The organism is Sphingomonas sp. NPDC019816 (assembly GCF_050274375.1).
GTDB lineage: Bacteria > Pseudomonadota > Alphaproteobacteria > Sphingomonadales > Sphingomonadaceae > Sphingomonas.
Genome location: NZ_JBNNOB010000026.1, coordinates 1 through 12,864 on the forward strand (window position 1 = coordinate 1; position 12,864 = coordinate 12,864).

A 12,864-nucleotide genomic window follows, 5' to 3' on the forward strand; every position below is an offset into this window, starting at 1 on the left:
CAAGATGAGTCATCTGGGCAAGAACACCCGCTCGACCATCGTGTCGAAGGGGATTTCGGCCGGGCACTCGGACAACACCTATCGCGGGCTCGTCCGCGTCGCGGCGACCGCCGAGAATGTCCGCAACTTCACCCAGTGCGACAGCCTGCTGCTGGGCGATCAGTGCGGCGCGCATACCGTGCCCTATATCGAGGTGAAGAACCCCAGCGCGCAGATCGAGCATGAGGCGACGACCAGCAAGATCAGCGAGGACCAGCTCTTCTACGCGATGAGCCGTGGGTTGGATCAGGAGGCGGCTGTCGCGTTGATCGTCAACGGCTTCGCGCGTGAAGTGCTGCAGCAGTTGCCGATGGAGTTCGCGGTCGAGGCGCAGAAGCTGCTGGGGATTTCGCTGGAGGGTTCGGTCGGGTGACACTGACGCCGCGCGACGACGCTCGCCGCCTCGACACCCCTCCCCTTCAGGGGAGGGGCCGGGGGTGGGGCGTGTCCGCAAGGGCGCTCGACCGTTTGTCGAGTTACGCGCGCAGCATGCGTCGCGAACCGACCGAGCCGGAAAAGCGGCTCTGGGCGCATCTGTCGCGTTCGCAACTGGGCGGCTTCAAGTTTCGTCGGCAGGCAGTAATCGGCCAATACATCGCCGACTTCCTCTGCCCCACGACTGGCCTAGTCGTCGAAGTCGATGGCGAGACCCACGCTGATGCCGGTCGGGACAACCGACGCGACGCGGCACTGGCGGAATTGGGTTTCAAGATCGTTCACATCGCCAACACCGATGTGATGCACAATATCGAGGGTGTTTTGGCGCACCTGCTCGGCACGCTGCAAGCGATGCCCGCGCGGCGGACGCCCCACCCCAACCCCTCCCCTGAAGGGGAGGGGCTAAAAGGGTATGACAATGCTGAAAATTGAAAACCTCCATGCCGAGATTGACGGCAAGCCGATCCTCAAGGGCCTGACGCTCGAGGTGAACGCGGGCGAAGTCCATGCGATCATGGGGCCGAACGGCGCGGGCAAGTCGACGCTCGGCTATGTGCTGGGCGGGCGTCCGGGCTATGAAGTGACCGAGGGTTCGGTGACGTTCGACGGCGTCGACCTGCTCGAACTGGAGCCGAACGAGCGTGCCGCCGCCGGTCTGTTCCTGGGCTTCCAGTATCCGGTCGAGATCCCCGGCGTGTCCAACGTCCAGTTCCTGCGCGAAAGCCTGAACGCGCAGCGCGGGCAGCGTGACGAAAGGCCGCTGTCGGGTGGTGAGTTCCTGAAGCTCGCCCGCGCGCAGGCCGATGGGCTGGGGCTGAACCAGGACATGCTCAAGCGGCCGGTCAATGTCGGCTTTTCGGGTGGCGAGAAGAAGCGCAACGAGATGGTCCAGATGGGCATCCTGAACCCCAAGTTCGCGATCCTCGATGAAACCGACTCCGGCCTCGACATCGACGCGCTGCGCATCGTCGGCGACGGCATCAACCGGATCATGCGCGCCCCCGACAAGGCGGTGCTGCTGATTACGCACTATCAGCGGCTGCTCGATTATGTGCAGCCCGACCGGGTGCATGTGCTGGCCGATGGTCGCATCGTGCGCTCGGGCGGCCCCGAACTCGCGCTCGAGCTGGAGCGTGAGGGCTATGCGGGCGTCGAGGGAGCGGCGGCGTGACGACCACGCTGGAACTCCCCTCGACCCGCGAAGAGGCGTGGCGCTGGGCCGATATCGATGCACTGCGCCGCGCGGCGGAGAGCGAGCGGGCGGTGCCGGTCGCGGGGGCGGACCGCTTCCTCGATCTGCCAGGGGCGCGGTTGCTGTTCGTCGACGGCGTGCTGGATGAAAGCGCCAGCGATCTCGGCCCGGTTCAGCTGACCCAGATCGACGCCAGCGACCATCCGCTGGGTAAGCAGGCACTGGGGCGTGGCTGGTCGCTGCGGCTGGAGCGCGATGCGGTCGCTGAGCCGGTGCAGATCGTCCATGTCGCCAGTGGCGCGGCCAACCACCTCCCCGCCGAGATCGCGCTGGCCGAGGATGCGGCGGCGCAGGTCTATGAGACCTATGTCGGGCGTGGCTGGACCAATAGGTTGACGCGCTTGAAGCTGGCGGCGTCGGCGCGGCTGATGCGGGCGGTGCGGTTGTTGCAGGACGATGGCTTCGTGTCTCTGCGCGAGGAAGCCGAGCTGGGCGAGGGTGCGAGCCTGACCGCGACCTTCCTCGCGGCGGGCACGATGGGCGCGCGGATCGACGGCGGCATCACGCAGACCGGCGATGGCGCCTATGCCGAGTTCGGCGGCGCGCTGTTGACCAAGGGCGAGCTTCGCCAAGAATGTGCGGTGGCCTTGCGCCATGCCGCGCTGAACGGCCAGAGCCATCAGCTGTGGCGCGCGGTCGCCGCCGACCGCAGCCAAGCGAGCCTCGCTGCACGGGTCGAGGTGGCGCGTCATGCGCAGAAGACCGATGGCGAACAGAGCTTGCGCGGCCTGCTGCTCCAGCGGACGGCGACGGTGAACCTGAAGCCCGAACTGGAAATCTTCGCCGACGACGTGAAGTGCGCACACGGCGCGACCGTGGGTGAACTGGACGCCAAGGCGCTGTTCTACATGCAGAGCCGTGGTATCTCGAAGCCGCGTGCGCAGGCCCTGCTGACGCGGGCCTTCGTGGCGGATGCGATCGACCGGATCGGCAATGAGGTGGTGCGCGAAGCCTTTGCGGCGGACGCGGATGCATGGCTGGAGGCGGCGCTTTGACGAGTGCCGCGCCTCTCGACCGGGTGGCGGATTTTCCGGCGATCCCGGATGGCTGGGCCTATCTGGACACCGCCGCGACTGCGCAGAAACCGCAGGCCGTGATCGACGCGATCACGCGGGCCTATGACACCAGCTATGCCACGGTGCATCGCGGCGTCTATCAGCGCTCGGCGGACATGACGGTCGCCTATGAAAAGGCGCGCGAGGCGGCGGCGCGGTTCATCGGCGCGGGGTCGGCGAACGAGATCGTCTTCACGCGCGGCGCGACCGAAGGGATCAACCTGGTCGCGCAATGCTGGGCCGCGACCAATTTGAAGGCGGGCGACCGCATCCTGCTGTCGATGCTGGAGCATCATTCCAACATCGTGCCGTGGCAGATGGTCGCCGAGCGGCTGGGCGTCGCGATCGACGTGTTGTCGCTGACTCACGATCACCGCATTGATCTGGACGCGATGGAGCGGATGCTGACGCCCGCGCACAAGCTGGTGTCGCTGGGCCATGTGTCGAACGTGCTGGGCTCGGTGCTTGACGGGCGGCGCGCGGCCGATCTGGCGCATGGCGTGGGCGCAAAGATCCTGCTCGACGGGTGCCAGGCGGTGCCGCGCATCGCGGTCGATGTGAAGGCGCTGGATTGCGACTTCTACGTCTTTTCCGGTCATAAGCTCTACGGCCCGACCGGCATCGGCGTGCTGTGGGCGCGGCCCGAACTGATCGACGCGATGCCGCCCTATCAGGGAGGCGGCTCGATGATCGACCGGGTGAGCTTCGAGAAGACCACCTACGCCCCGCCGCCCGGCCGGTTCGAGGCGGGGACGCCGCATATCGTCGGCGCGCTGGGCCTCCATGCCGCGATCGATTACGTCTCGGCCATCGGTCCGGATGCGATCCATGCGCATGAGGCGGCCTTGGTCGCGCAGGCGCGCGAGGGGCTGTCGGCGATCAATTCGGTGCGGCTGCTGGGCCCCGAAGACTCGGCGGGAATCGTCAGTTTCGCGGTCGAGGGGGTTCATCCCCACGATATCGGCACCATATTGGATGAGAGCCGGGTGGCGATCCGTGCGGGCCATCACTGCGCCCAGCCGCTGATGGAGGCGCTTGGCCTGCCCGCCACCGCGCGGGCGAGCTTCGGCGTGTATAACGGACCCGACGACGTCGCGGCGCTGGTGGATGGCGTCCGGCGGGTCACGAGGATTTTCGGATGAGCGATTACAAAATCGAGGAAGTGGACAGCGTCGCGCAGCCGCCCAAGGCGCGCGTGCAGGACGTGGTCGAGGCACCGGCCGAGCGGCAGCGTGACTATCTGTCGGGCTTCCTCTCGCAAAAGCCGACCGCCGATGATCCGACCCAGCCGGGTGGCGCGCTGTATGACGGCATCATCGACGCGCTGAAGGATATTTTCGATCCCGAGATTCCGGTCAATATCTATGACCTGGGCCTGATCTACGGCGTAGAAGTGACCGAGGGCGGCCATGCGGTCGTCACCATGACGCTGACCACCCCGCACTGCCCGGTCGCCGAGTCGATGCCGGGCGAGGTCGAACTGCGCGTCTCGGCGGTGCCAGGGATCGCGACCGCGGACGTCAATCTCGTCTGGGACCCGCCATGGGATCCGCAGAAGATGTCGGACGACGCCAAGCTCGAACTGGGGATGCTCTGACCATGGCGACCACGCTGCGTCCGCGCCCCGCCGCGCTGAACCTGACGCCCTCAGCCGAGGCGCGGATCGCTGACCTGATGGCGCGCGCGCCGGAAGGGGCGATCGGGGTCAAGCTGTCGACGCCGCGCCGGGGCTGTTCGGGGCTGGCCTATTCGGTCGATTATGTGACCGAGGCCAAGGCGTTCGACGAGAAGATCGATACGCCCGGCGGCACGCTGTTCGTCGATGGCGGGTCGATCCTGTATCTGATCGGCTCGACCATGGACTGGGTGGAGGACGACTTCACCGCTGGCTTCGTGTTCCAGAATCCCAATGCCAAGGGTGCGTGCGGGTGCGGGGAAAGCTTTACGGTTTGAGGGGAGGGCGGTCGGCTGAATGATTGATCGCCCCGGCCTTTCGCTCCGTTCGCACTGAGCGAAGTCGAAGTGCACGCCCTGATCCATCCCGAGTCCCTTGGCCTTCGACTTCGCTCAGGCTGAACGGAGTTTGGTATGTGCCCACTCGTCCGGCGTCATGCACATCCCTCCTCTCCCGAGAGGAGGGGCTTAAACCCGGTGGTCCAGCTTCAGGCTGGCGCCGTCCCACTCGACCGCCAGATCGCGATAGTCCTCCACCGTCGCATGAGCGGTCTCCATCACCCCCTTGTGCGTCTTGGTGATCACCACCACCGTCATCGCCGCCGCCTCGGCCGCGGCGATTCCGGCGGGTGCGTCCTCGAACGCCAGGCAGTCCTTCGGGGCGACGCCTAGCCGTTTGGCGCCCAGTAGAAAGCCGTCGGGCGCGGGCTTGCTCCGCTCTGCATCCTCCGCCGTCACGAATATGCCGGGTAGCGGTAGTCCCGCCGCCTTCAGTCGGACCTCCGCCAGCCGCCGGGGCGCGGAGGTCACTATCGCCCAGCGATCCGCCGGCAGCGCGGCGAGAAATGCCGCCGCCCCGCCGATCGGCACGACATCGTCGACGTCCAGCATCTCCGCCTCGGTCAGCGCATGCGCCTCCGCCACCGGATCGATGCCGGGCAGGTTCAGCCGGCGGATCGTCTCGACCGATTGCACGCCGTGAATGGTCGGCAGGAACGCCTCGACATCCAGCCCCTGTCGCGTCGCCCAATCCGTCCACGCTCGCTCGGCCGACGCGATCGAGCTGAGGATCGTGCCATCCATGTCGAACAGGAACCCGCCGAAGCGACGGGTGGGCAGGGCGCTGGTCATGCGAAAATCCTGACAGGCAGAGCCCGCCGCATGGAGATCACGCGGCGGGCCGATCGGGGGCTTAGTTGGCCTGGAACACGCCGCAGGCGATACGCGCGCCACTGTTGCCGCTGGGATCAGTCTTCAGATCGTCGGCGGCGGCATGGATCACGATCGCTGCGCCGTCCGCATCCAGCAGCCCCGCCATCGTCGCGCCGGGCAGCACGACGCCCAGCGTGCCGCGCCCGTCATTGCCGACGGTCATGTTGGGCATGTCGCCCTCATGCGGGCCCTGCGGGTTCATGCTGCCATGCTGGCGCTGCGCGGGGTTCCAATGGCCGCCGGCCGTGGTGAAATCGGGCGCGTCGCAGCGGCCGACGGTATGGACATGGACGCCGTGCAGCCCCGCCGGCACGTTCATCGCATCGAGCGTGACGCGAAGGCCGCCCGCCACCTCGGTCGCGGTGGCGCGGCCCGCATCGGCACCGGTGCCGGTGCGCAGCATCGCGGTCGCGCTCGGCGCGCCGGGGACGGGGGCGCCGGTTTCCATCTTGGTCTGGTCACAGGCGGACAAACCCAGCGCGAAGGTGCCGATGGTCAGCAGCGTGGCATATTTCATCATGTCGGAAGCTCCCTGTTCGTTTAGTCTTTTCGTATCCGGTGCGCACAGGCTCACGCCTGCGACGCGCCAGTTTCCAGCGGCCAACGCATCACGGGTTCATAGGATGCGCCGCCATGCCCCAGATGGCTTTGATAGAGGACCAGATGTCCCATGGTGAAGGGCGCGCTCGACAGGCCGGCATGGACCGCGCGCCACCCCTCGATCTCGGGCGCGCGGCCAGCCGAGCCGGGCAGGCGGGCCAAGGTGATATGCGGCAGATAGGCGCGCGTGTCGGGGGCGAGGCCGGCGCGGACACAGGCCTGGTCGACCTTGCGGTGCAGGTGCGCGAGCGCATCGTGCGGCGTCACCCCGGCCCATAGCGTGTCGACCCGGCCCCGGCGATCGAAAGTGCCGACGCCCGCGATCCGCGCGGTCGGCGCGGGCGCATGGACCTGTCCCAGTGCGGCGGCGATGTCCTCGGCCACGGGGCGGTCGACCTCCCCGAGGAAACGCAGGGTCAGGTGCAACTGTTCGTCATCCTGCCAGCGGGCTGCGGGAACGCCGTCCATCGCATCGGCGAGCAGATCGCGAATGACGGGCGGCGGGCGGAGTGCGACGAACAGGCGGAGCATAACAAAGTGTTTCTATCGCAATGACGCCGCGATCGGGAACCGCTTTGGCTTGAAATGCGTCCCCGGGAGAGCGATATTTCCCGTAACCGGCACATGGCCGGGCAAAGGAGCAATCATTCACCATGGCAAACTGGTCTGATCCACGGCCGAGCGCCGCGCCGTTCGGAACCACCGCCAACACGGGCTCGACCGCGTTCGACGCCGGCCTGCGTTCGTACATGCTGTCCGTCTATAACTATATGGCGTCTGGCGTGCTGCTGACGGGTATCGTCGCGCTGCTGTTCGCCTGGGGCGGGGCATCGAGCGCGGCCGCGCAGGTCTTCATGAGCGGCGGCCCGCTGAAATATGTCATCATGTTCGCGCCGCTGGGCTTCGTCTTCGCACTGAGCATGGGCCAGTCGCGGATGAAGACCTCGACGATGCAGCTGCTCTTCTGGGCGTTCGCGATCGTCATGGGTTTGTCGCTGTCGACCATCTTCCTGGTCTATAGCGGTTCGTCGATCGCGGGTGCGTTTTTCGCCACGGCGGCGGGCTTCGCGGCGCTGAGCCTCTATGGCTATACCACCAAGCGTGATCTGTCGGCCTTCGGCACCTTCCTGATCATCGGTCTGGTCGGTCTGATCGTCGCCAGCCTGATCAACCTGTTCCTGCAGTCGGGAACCATGGGTCTGGTCATCAGCTTCGTCGGCGTGCTGCTGTTCGCCGGCCTGACCGCCTATGACACGCAGCGTACCAAGTCGCTTTATTATGAAGTGCGTGGCACGTCGATGCAGGACCGCGTGGTCATCATGTCGGCACTCAGCCTGTACCTCGACTTCATCAACATGTTCCTGTTCATCCTGCGCCTGACCGGCTCCAGCCGCGACTGACGCATAGCGACAGCGAATAGTTTTTCAGGGCCTGGCGGACGATCCGCCGGGCCCTTTGCTTATGGGAACGATGGTGATGCGGCTGTCGATCGACGTTGCGCTGGACTATGTGGTGACCACGCCGGCGGACATATTGCTCCAGATCGAAGCGGCGGCGATGGCCGACCAATGGCTGGAGGAGCAGTCGCTTACCATCTGGTCCGATCACGGCGTCACGGCGGTGCCGGGTGAGGACGGAATCGGGCAGCGTTGCTGGGTCCGGGCCGACCATGCATTAACCGCCCGGTACAAGGCGATCGTGGCGATCGACCGTCCGGTGGCGGTGCTGGCCGACCTGCCCGCGACGCCCGTGCGGGCATTGCCGGGCGATCTGATCCCCTATCTGCTGCCCAGCCGCTATTGCGAATCGGACAAGCTGGAGGGGTTCGTTCGTACCCGCTTCGGTGGCCTGTCAGGCGGCGCGTTGGCCGCTGCGCTGGTCGATTGGGTGGCGACGCGGATGACCTATCGTGCGGGCAGCTCGCAAGGGGTGACGACCGCGCTCGATACCTTCGCCTCGCGCGCCGGAGTGTGCCGCGACTATGCCCATCTGCTGGTCGCCCTGGCGCGCGCGGCGGAGATACCGGCGCGCTGCGTCTCCGCCTATGCACCGGGCGTCGATCCGCCGGATTTCCATGCGGTGGCCGAATTGTGGCTGGGCGGCCGCTGGCATCTGGTGGATGCGACCGGCATGGCGCGCCCCGAGGAGATCGCACGGGTCGGGGTCGGCCGCGACGCGACCGATATCGCCTTCATGACCATCTTTGGCGAGGCGCGGCTGTGCGAACAGAGCGTGCGGGTAAGCCGGCTCGATTGAGGTCGCAGGAACGGTTGCGCGCCGTGGCTCGTTGATACGATCCACTGAGATGGGGAAGTGCCATGAACGACAGCATCGACGACCGCGCGCTGGACAGCGTGTCGGTGGCGCCCGGTGGCGCCAAGGCCGAAGAGGGCAACCGGCCGGACGAGCCCAGCCGCCAGCCCGAACAGGATGCCGGCCAGGACGAATCGATCACGGACGAGCTGGAATCGAACCCCGACGATGTCGAGGCGCAACTGGACGAGAGCCTGGACGAGACCATGGACGCCAGCGATCCGCCCGCGATCACCCAGCCCGGCCGCAGCGATCCCGCGCCGTCATCGGGCTATAGCGAGGACGAGCGCTGAATCGCATGAAAGTTGCAGGAAAGCGTCGGTAACCCGGCAATAGGTTGCGGCGAAGGCATTTCGTCGCAACCAATGTTGCAGCGCGGTGGATTTCGTGATCGTCTGTCCCTTGACCCGTTCAGCCTTGCGTTAACCAATCTGGCGTAGGCTTCACGGATTCAACCGATGGGTGGGGTGACGATATGGGATCGAAGAACAGGCCAGCCGAAGGGGCGATGACCCTGGCCGAGATGAAGGAGTTCGCCGGCTTCTCCGCGTCGACGCAGCGTTATATCCGGCGCTCGCTCGATATCGGGCTGGATCGCGAGGACGCGATGGCGCGCTGGTCGCGCGACGTGGTCGAGGCGGCCAGCATCCGCGCCCAGGCGCGGCTTTACCGCAATCTGCCCGACGTGCGGCATCATATTCCGATCGACAGCGGACTGGAATCGCTGGAGCCCTTCATGGCGCCGGCGGTCACGATCGCGGCCTTTGATCTGGGACAGGGCCGGCTGACCAGCTTTTCGGCCTTTCGCTTCCTGTACGAACGGTTGATCGGGGCCGAGGTGCGCCCCTGGCTGCCCTCGGTCTTCTGCGCCGCGGCGGCGCTGCCGCATCTGCATCCCGAATTGCGGCGCCAGTTGCTCCAGTCGATCAGCGAGGCGGCGGCCACGGCGGCGGGCTGGTCCAGCCGGCAGCCGGCCTTTTTCCCGCACTGGGTGGAAAAGGTCGACACCAACGGGACCTCGCTGGCGAACTGACCGGGGGCGGCGTGCCTGTCAGCGACAGGCGCGCCAGCCGAGCGCGCCGCGATCGGCCTGATCCAGATGGAGATGGTCGGCATGGGCGGCATTGTAATCGGGCGACAATGTCGTCGCGAACAGATCGCAGGCGGCATCGCGGACCTGACGCAGGAAGCGCCCCTTGACCCCCGGATCGGACCAGTCGCGAAGCACACTGATCCGTCGTCCGTCACGCAGGCGGAAACCGGCGATATCCACCGCATTGGCACGGGCGTGTTCGCTCCAGTCGCCGCCGCTACGCCCTCCGATGCGTCGGCAATTATAGCTGCCGAGATGGTCGATCTCCACCACTTCCGATCCCAGCGTCTCGCGCGCGGCAGCCTGCACCCCGTTCCATTCCCACAAGGCGAGCGAGGCCGCGACCGGGCATGATACGCCGAGCGACGCCGGGCGATAGCCGATGCTGCGCGCGCCGCCGGTGGTGAACCGCACGGCATCGTCATAACCGCACTGTGCGCCGTCGCTCCGGTCGGGCAGCCGGGTGTATCGGATGTCCGCGCGTTCGAGCAGAGCGAGGCATTGCGGGGTATCCCCCGTCAACGCGGTCAGCTTGCGCCCCGTCGCCATGCCGATCGGCTGACCCAGGTCGAGCGGTCCCCAGGGCACGTCCTGCGGCCGTTGCCGCGCCATCCCCCAGAGCAGCAGGGCGATCATCGCGACGATCGCGATGCCGACGATGACACCGGTCCAGCGACGCAAGGCCCGCATCATCCACGCTCCGCGGTGGACACCGGCTCCGCGGTGATCGGAAAGCCCAGGTCTTCGGGGATGCAGATCGACGGCACTCCGTCCCGCTCGGCCAGGAACGGCACGATCCGCCGCACCGGCCAGCCCCGCGCATCGGCGAGAGCGGCGGCGACGTCGCGGTGGAGCGCCAGGCGTTCGAGCATCCGGCGGGTGGGATAGATGATCCGCATGGCGCCCTGATCGGCACGCGACAGCGCGGCGCGTGCGCTCAGCCACAGGGCCGCCACCGTCTCGTCCCCGTCGATCACTGGTGCCGAATTGTGCCGCGCGATCTCCGCCAGATAAAAGCGCGCATCGAACCGGCGAACCGGCACATGTTCGGGGCACCAGCGCGCGAAGGGGGTCAGCGCGTCGCGGTCGAGCGCCAGGCCGTGCTCGGCCAGTACATCGGCGAAACGCCGCCGTTGGCGAACCCCGTCGCGCAAGGCGGCCATCACGTCCGGGCGGGGTAGGGGGGCAAGACCCACGGCCAGTCCGGTTTCCTCGATCGTCTCCCGGATCGCGGCGATGCGTGCGGCGGTGTCTTCGCCATCGGGGTCGTCCTTCGCCACCATCGCGCGGTCGCCCGGGTCGATCCGGCCACCGGGAAACACCATCGCCCCGCCCAGAAAGGCGAGCGATGCCCCGCGTTCGACCATCAGGATTTCCGGCGGTTCGCCAAGGTCCGCGCTGTCACGCATCAGGATCAGGCTGGCGGCCGGAATGGTGTCGGGAATGGCGGGTTCGGTCATCATCGCCCGCTCAACGCGCGACATGGGCGTTCGGGCAAGCATGTTCACCGCGATGGCGTGCGGCGATCTATCCGGCGATGTCGGGGAATGGCGGGGTGGTGGAGCTGAGGGGAATCGAACCCCTGACCTCTGCAGTGCGATTGCAGCGCTCTCCCATCTGAGCTACAGCCCCGCCCCGTGCCCGACCATGATCGGGAGCGACGCCATTAGCCCGTGATTCGAGGCGACGCAACACCGCTTTGCGGCCATCCGTCAAAAATTCTGCGCCACGCGCCATCGACGGGGCGGCGCGATCCGTCGCGCGATCAAATGCGACGACGGAACAATGTCTTGATCTGTCTCATTGAAACGCTCGGACGGTACAGACGCCGATGAGCGACGCTGGCCCCCGCAGGACCGGAATTCAGGAGAGTATGGATGGCTTACGATCGCTACTCCCGCGGCGCCAATCGTGGCGAACGCGACTTCGACTATGGCCGTGATTACGGCTCGGGCCGCGATTACACCTATTCCAGCGCGCGCGACTATGACGCCGCTGGTGCCTATGACAATGATCGTGACGATCAGCGTTACGGCGGCCGCAATGACTATGGCAGCCGCGACGATGACCGCCGTGGATATGGCGCGCGCGACTATGGCCATCAGGGCTATGGCAACCGCGACTCGTTCAACAGCGGACGGCACGACTTTGGCGGCCGGTATAACGAAGGCCGTTATGGGGAAGGTCGCTCGGGCGGATATTCCAGCTATCGCAACGACCGCGACTATGGCCGCGACCGTGGCTATGACCGCGACGACAATCGTGGCTCGGCCTATGGCAACTCGGCGCGCGGCTATGGCTATACGGGCGATCGCTACGGCCGTGACGATCGGCAGGACCGCGACTATGGCCGCCAGGGCCAGAACCGTGGCTATGGCCGTCAGCCGCAGGGTTATGACTATGAGGATCGCGGCTTCTTCGCCCGCGCCGGGGATGAGGTCCGTTCGTGGTTCGGCGACGAGGAGGCGGAACGCCGCCGCGAGGCCGATGCGCGCTATGACGAGCGCTACTATGCCGAGCAGGACCACAACTATAACGACTGGCGTTCGGGCCAGATCGCCGCGCTCGACCGCGACTATGACGAATATCGCAGCGAGAATCGCGCCAAGTTCCACAACGAATTCAACAGCTGGCGTACCGAGCGCCAGGGTCAGCGCGACCTGCTGTCGAAGGTGAAGGAACATCAGGAGGTCGTCGGTTCGGACGGCAGCCATGTCGGCACCGTCGACAAGATGCGCGGCGATCGCATCCTGCTGACCAAGAACGATCGTGACGCGGGTGGCCAGCATCACTCGATCCCGTCGCGCTGGTTGAAGTCGGTCGACGACAAGGTCACGCTGACCAAGACCGCCGAGGAAGCCAAGGCCCAGTGGCGCGAGGAAGAGAACGCCCGCGCGATGTTCGGCGATCGCACGAACGAGGGCGGCAATCGCTATGGCCAGACCGGCAATTATGGTCAGTCGGGCAATGCGACCCAGACCGGCTCGTCGGGCACGACCGGTGCAACCGGTACCTCGTCGACGGCCGGCAGCGCGACGACCGGCACGACGAACACCACCGGTACGGCCACGACCAGCGCGGCCGGCGGCACGTCGGACACCAATCGCGGTTATTGATCGCACGGTTCGTCGCCATCGGTGACGACAGGACGGGGCTCGGGTGGACAACACCCGGGCCCTTTCCCATTT

General features: G+C 66.6%; 17 protein-coding genes and 1 tRNA gene. 12 read left to right on the top strand and 6 right to left on the bottom strand.

Annotated elements, in window-relative coordinates; genetic code table 11:
• The 7 genes from ACQKJZ_RS06100 to ACQKJZ_RS06130 form a co-directional block, all read left to right on the top strand.
• Positions 1-412, top strand: a 412-nt coding sequence (locus ACQKJZ_RS06100) for a SufD family Fe-S cluster assembly protein (protein ID WP_427730371.1), incomplete at its 5' end; no start/stop codon positions are given.
• A gap of 71 nt (positions 413-483) precedes the next feature.
• A complete protein-coding gene (locus ACQKJZ_RS06105; RefSeq protein ID WP_427730404.1) occupies positions 484-909 on the top strand; it encodes an endonuclease domain-containing protein in 426 nt (141 codons plus the stop codon).
• Positions 896-1,648 carry a Fe-S cluster assembly ATPase SufC gene (gene sufC / locus ACQKJZ_RS06110; RefSeq protein ID WP_427730372.1) on the top strand — a complete coding sequence of 251 codons (753 nt, stop codon included), beginning with the start codon at positions 896-898 and terminating at the stop codon, positions 1,646-1,648. Before ACQKJZ_RS06105 ends, sufC begins: the two co-directional genes overlap by 14 nt.
• On the top strand, positions 1,645-2,724 hold the full coding sequence (locus ACQKJZ_RS06115; RefSeq protein ID WP_427730373.1) for a SufB/SufD family protein: 1,080 nt from the start codon (positions 1,645-1,647) through the stop codon (positions 2,722-2,724). The genes sufC and ACQKJZ_RS06115 overlap by 4 nt, the downstream gene beginning before the upstream one ends.
• Positions 2,703-3,926: an aminotransferase class V-fold PLP-dependent enzyme gene (locus tag ACQKJZ_RS06120; RefSeq protein ID WP_427730374.1), complete on the top strand. Its 1,224-nt coding sequence runs from the start codon at positions 2,703-2,705 to the stop codon at positions 3,924-3,926. The genes ACQKJZ_RS06115 and ACQKJZ_RS06120 overlap by 22 nt, the downstream gene beginning before the upstream one ends.
• Positions 3,923-4,381, top strand: a complete 459-nt coding sequence (locus tag ACQKJZ_RS06125; RefSeq protein WP_058745002.1) for an SUF system Fe-S cluster assembly protein — start codon at positions 3,923-3,925, stop codon at positions 4,379-4,381. The genes ACQKJZ_RS06120 and ACQKJZ_RS06125 overlap by 4 nt, the downstream gene beginning before the upstream one ends.
• A gap of 2 nt (positions 4,382-4,383) precedes the next feature.
• A complete protein-coding gene (locus tag ACQKJZ_RS06130; RefSeq protein ID WP_007404566.1) occupies positions 4,384-4,737 on the top strand; it encodes a HesB/IscA family protein in 354 nt (117 codons plus the stop codon).
• 189 nt (positions 4,738-4,926) lie between these two features.
• On the opposite strand, the gene ACQKJZ_RS06135 is transcribed toward ACQKJZ_RS06130, so the two are convergent.
• The 3 genes from ACQKJZ_RS06135 to thpR all read right to left on the bottom strand — a co-directional run bounded on the left by ACQKJZ_RS06135 (position 4,927) and on the right by thpR (position 6,801).
• Positions 4,927-5,589 (bottom strand): HAD-IA family hydrolase, encoded by a 663-nt coding sequence (locus ACQKJZ_RS06135; protein WP_427730375.1) that lies wholly within the window; start codon positions 5,587-5,589, stop codon positions 4,927-4,929.
• Positions 5,590-5,650: 61 nt separating this feature from the next.
• The gene (locus tag ACQKJZ_RS06140) at positions 5,651-6,187 is read right to left on the bottom strand and encodes a superoxide dismutase family protein (RefSeq protein WP_427730405.1); all 537 of its coding nucleotides are present in this window, start codon (positions 6,185-6,187) and stop codon (positions 5,651-5,653) included.
• A 53-nt stretch (positions 6,188-6,240) separates the two neighbouring features.
• Positions 6,241-6,801: an RNA 2',3'-cyclic phosphodiesterase gene (thpR, locus tag ACQKJZ_RS06145; protein WP_427730376.1), complete on the bottom strand. Its 561-nt coding sequence runs from the start codon at positions 6,799-6,801 to the stop codon at positions 6,241-6,243.
• Positions 6,802-6,923: 122 nt separating this feature from the next.
• Here thpR and ACQKJZ_RS06150 point away from each other — a divergent pair, with 122 nt between their 5' ends.
• From ACQKJZ_RS06150 to ACQKJZ_RS06165, 4 genes are all read left to right on the top strand, one after another.
• Positions 6,924-7,670 (top strand): Bax inhibitor-1/YccA family protein, encoded by a 747-nt coding sequence (locus tag ACQKJZ_RS06150; protein WP_427730377.1) that lies wholly within the window; start codon positions 6,924-6,926, stop codon positions 7,668-7,670.
• 76 nt (positions 7,671-7,746) lie between these two features.
• The gene (locus ACQKJZ_RS06155) at positions 7,747-8,526 is read left to right on the top strand and encodes a transglutaminase-like domain-containing protein (protein ID WP_427730378.1); all 780 of its coding nucleotides are present in this window, start codon (positions 7,747-7,749) and stop codon (positions 8,524-8,526) included.
• A 62-nt stretch (positions 8,527-8,588) separates the two neighbouring features.
• Positions 8,589-8,876 carry a hypothetical protein gene (locus ACQKJZ_RS06160; RefSeq protein ID WP_427730379.1) on the top strand — a complete coding sequence of 96 codons (288 nt, stop codon included), beginning with the start codon at positions 8,589-8,591 and terminating at the stop codon, positions 8,874-8,876.
• Between the two features lie 215 nt (positions 8,877-9,091).
• Complete coding sequence (locus ACQKJZ_RS06165) at positions 9,092-9,616, top strand: hypothetical protein (protein ID WP_427730380.1); 525 nt, start codon at positions 9,092-9,094, stop codon at positions 9,614-9,616.
• 18 nt (positions 9,617-9,634) lie between these two features.
• On the opposite strand, the gene ACQKJZ_RS06170 is transcribed toward ACQKJZ_RS06165, so the two are convergent.
• The 3 genes from ACQKJZ_RS06170 to ACQKJZ_RS06180 all read right to left on the bottom strand — a co-directional run bounded on the left by ACQKJZ_RS06170 (position 9,635) and on the right by ACQKJZ_RS06180 (position 11,308).
• Positions 9,635-10,366: an extensin family protein gene (locus ACQKJZ_RS06170; protein WP_427730406.1), complete on the bottom strand. Its 732-nt coding sequence runs from the start codon at positions 10,364-10,366 to the stop codon at positions 9,635-9,637.
• Positions 10,366-11,139 carry an NUDIX hydrolase gene (locus ACQKJZ_RS06175; RefSeq protein ID WP_427730381.1) on the bottom strand — a complete coding sequence of 258 codons (774 nt, stop codon included), beginning with the start codon at positions 11,137-11,139 and terminating at the stop codon, positions 10,366-10,368. Before ACQKJZ_RS06175 ends, ACQKJZ_RS06170 begins: the two co-directional genes overlap by 1 nt.
• Positions 11,140-11,232: 93 nt before the next feature.
• Positions 11,233-11,308, bottom strand: a tRNA-Ala gene (locus ACQKJZ_RS06180).
• Positions 11,309-11,553: 245 nt separating this feature from the next.
• Here ACQKJZ_RS06180 and ACQKJZ_RS06185 point away from each other — a divergent pair.
• Positions 11,554-12,792 carry a DUF2171 domain-containing protein gene (locus ACQKJZ_RS06185; RefSeq protein ID WP_427730382.1) on the top strand — a complete coding sequence of 413 codons (1,239 nt, stop codon included), beginning with the start codon at positions 11,554-11,556 and terminating at the stop codon, positions 12,790-12,792.
• Positions 12,793-12,864 lie beyond the last annotated feature (72 nt).

What these genes read in the sequence shown, in the direction of transcription:
- ACQKJZ_RS06155 (WP_427730378.1), top strand. Translation starts at nt 7,747, where the DNA reads ATGCGGCTGTCGATCGACGTTGCGCTGGACTATGTGGTGACCACGCCG.
- ACQKJZ_RS06135 (WP_427730375.1), bottom strand. Translation starts at nt 5,589, where the DNA reads ATGACCAGCGCCCTGCCCACCCGTCGCTTCGGCGGGTTCCTGTTCGAC.
- ACQKJZ_RS06150 (WP_427730377.1), top strand. Translation starts at nt 6,924, where the DNA reads ATGGCAAACTGGTCTGATCCACGGCCGAGCGCCGCGCCGTTCGGAACC.
- ACQKJZ_RS06175 (WP_427730381.1), bottom strand. Translation starts at nt 11,139, where the DNA reads ATGATGACCGAACCCGCCATTCCCGACACCATTCCGGCCGCCAGCCTG.
- thpR (WP_427730376.1), bottom strand. Translation starts at nt 6,801, where the DNA reads ATGCTCCGCCTGTTCGTCGCACTCCGCCCGCCGCCCGTCATTCGCGAT.
- ACQKJZ_RS06140 (WP_427730405.1), bottom strand. Translation starts at nt 6,187, where the DNA reads ATGAAATATGCCACGCTGCTGACCATCGGCACCTTCGCGCTGGGTTTG.
- ACQKJZ_RS06160 (WP_427730379.1), top strand. Translation starts at nt 8,589, where the DNA reads ATGAACGACAGCATCGACGACCGCGCGCTGGACAGCGTGTCGGTGGCG.
- ACQKJZ_RS06165 (WP_427730380.1), top strand. Translation starts at nt 9,092, where the DNA reads ATGACCCTGGCCGAGATGAAGGAGTTCGCCGGCTTCTCCGCGTCGACG.
- sufC (WP_427730372.1), top strand. Translation starts at nt 896, where the DNA reads ATGCTGAAAATTGAAAACCTCCATGCCGAGATTGACGGCAAGCCGATC.
- ACQKJZ_RS06185 (WP_427730382.1), top strand. Translation starts at nt 11,554, where the DNA reads ATGGCTTACGATCGCTACTCCCGCGGCGCCAATCGTGGCGAACGCGAC.
- ACQKJZ_RS06170 (WP_427730406.1), bottom strand. Translation starts at nt 10,366, where the DNA reads ATGCGGGCCTTGCGTCGCTGGACCGGTGTCATCGTCGGCATCGCGATC.
- ACQKJZ_RS06130 (WP_007404566.1), top strand. Translation starts at nt 4,384, where the DNA reads ATGGCGACCACGCTGCGTCCGCGCCCCGCCGCGCTGAACCTGACGCCC.
- ACQKJZ_RS06120 (WP_427730374.1), top strand. Translation starts at nt 2,703, where the DNA reads ATGGCTGGAGGCGGCGCTTTGACGAGTGCCGCGCCTCTCGACCGGGTG.
- ACQKJZ_RS06125 (WP_058745002.1), top strand. Translation starts at nt 3,923, where the DNA reads ATGAGCGATTACAAAATCGAGGAAGTGGACAGCGTCGCGCAGCCGCCC.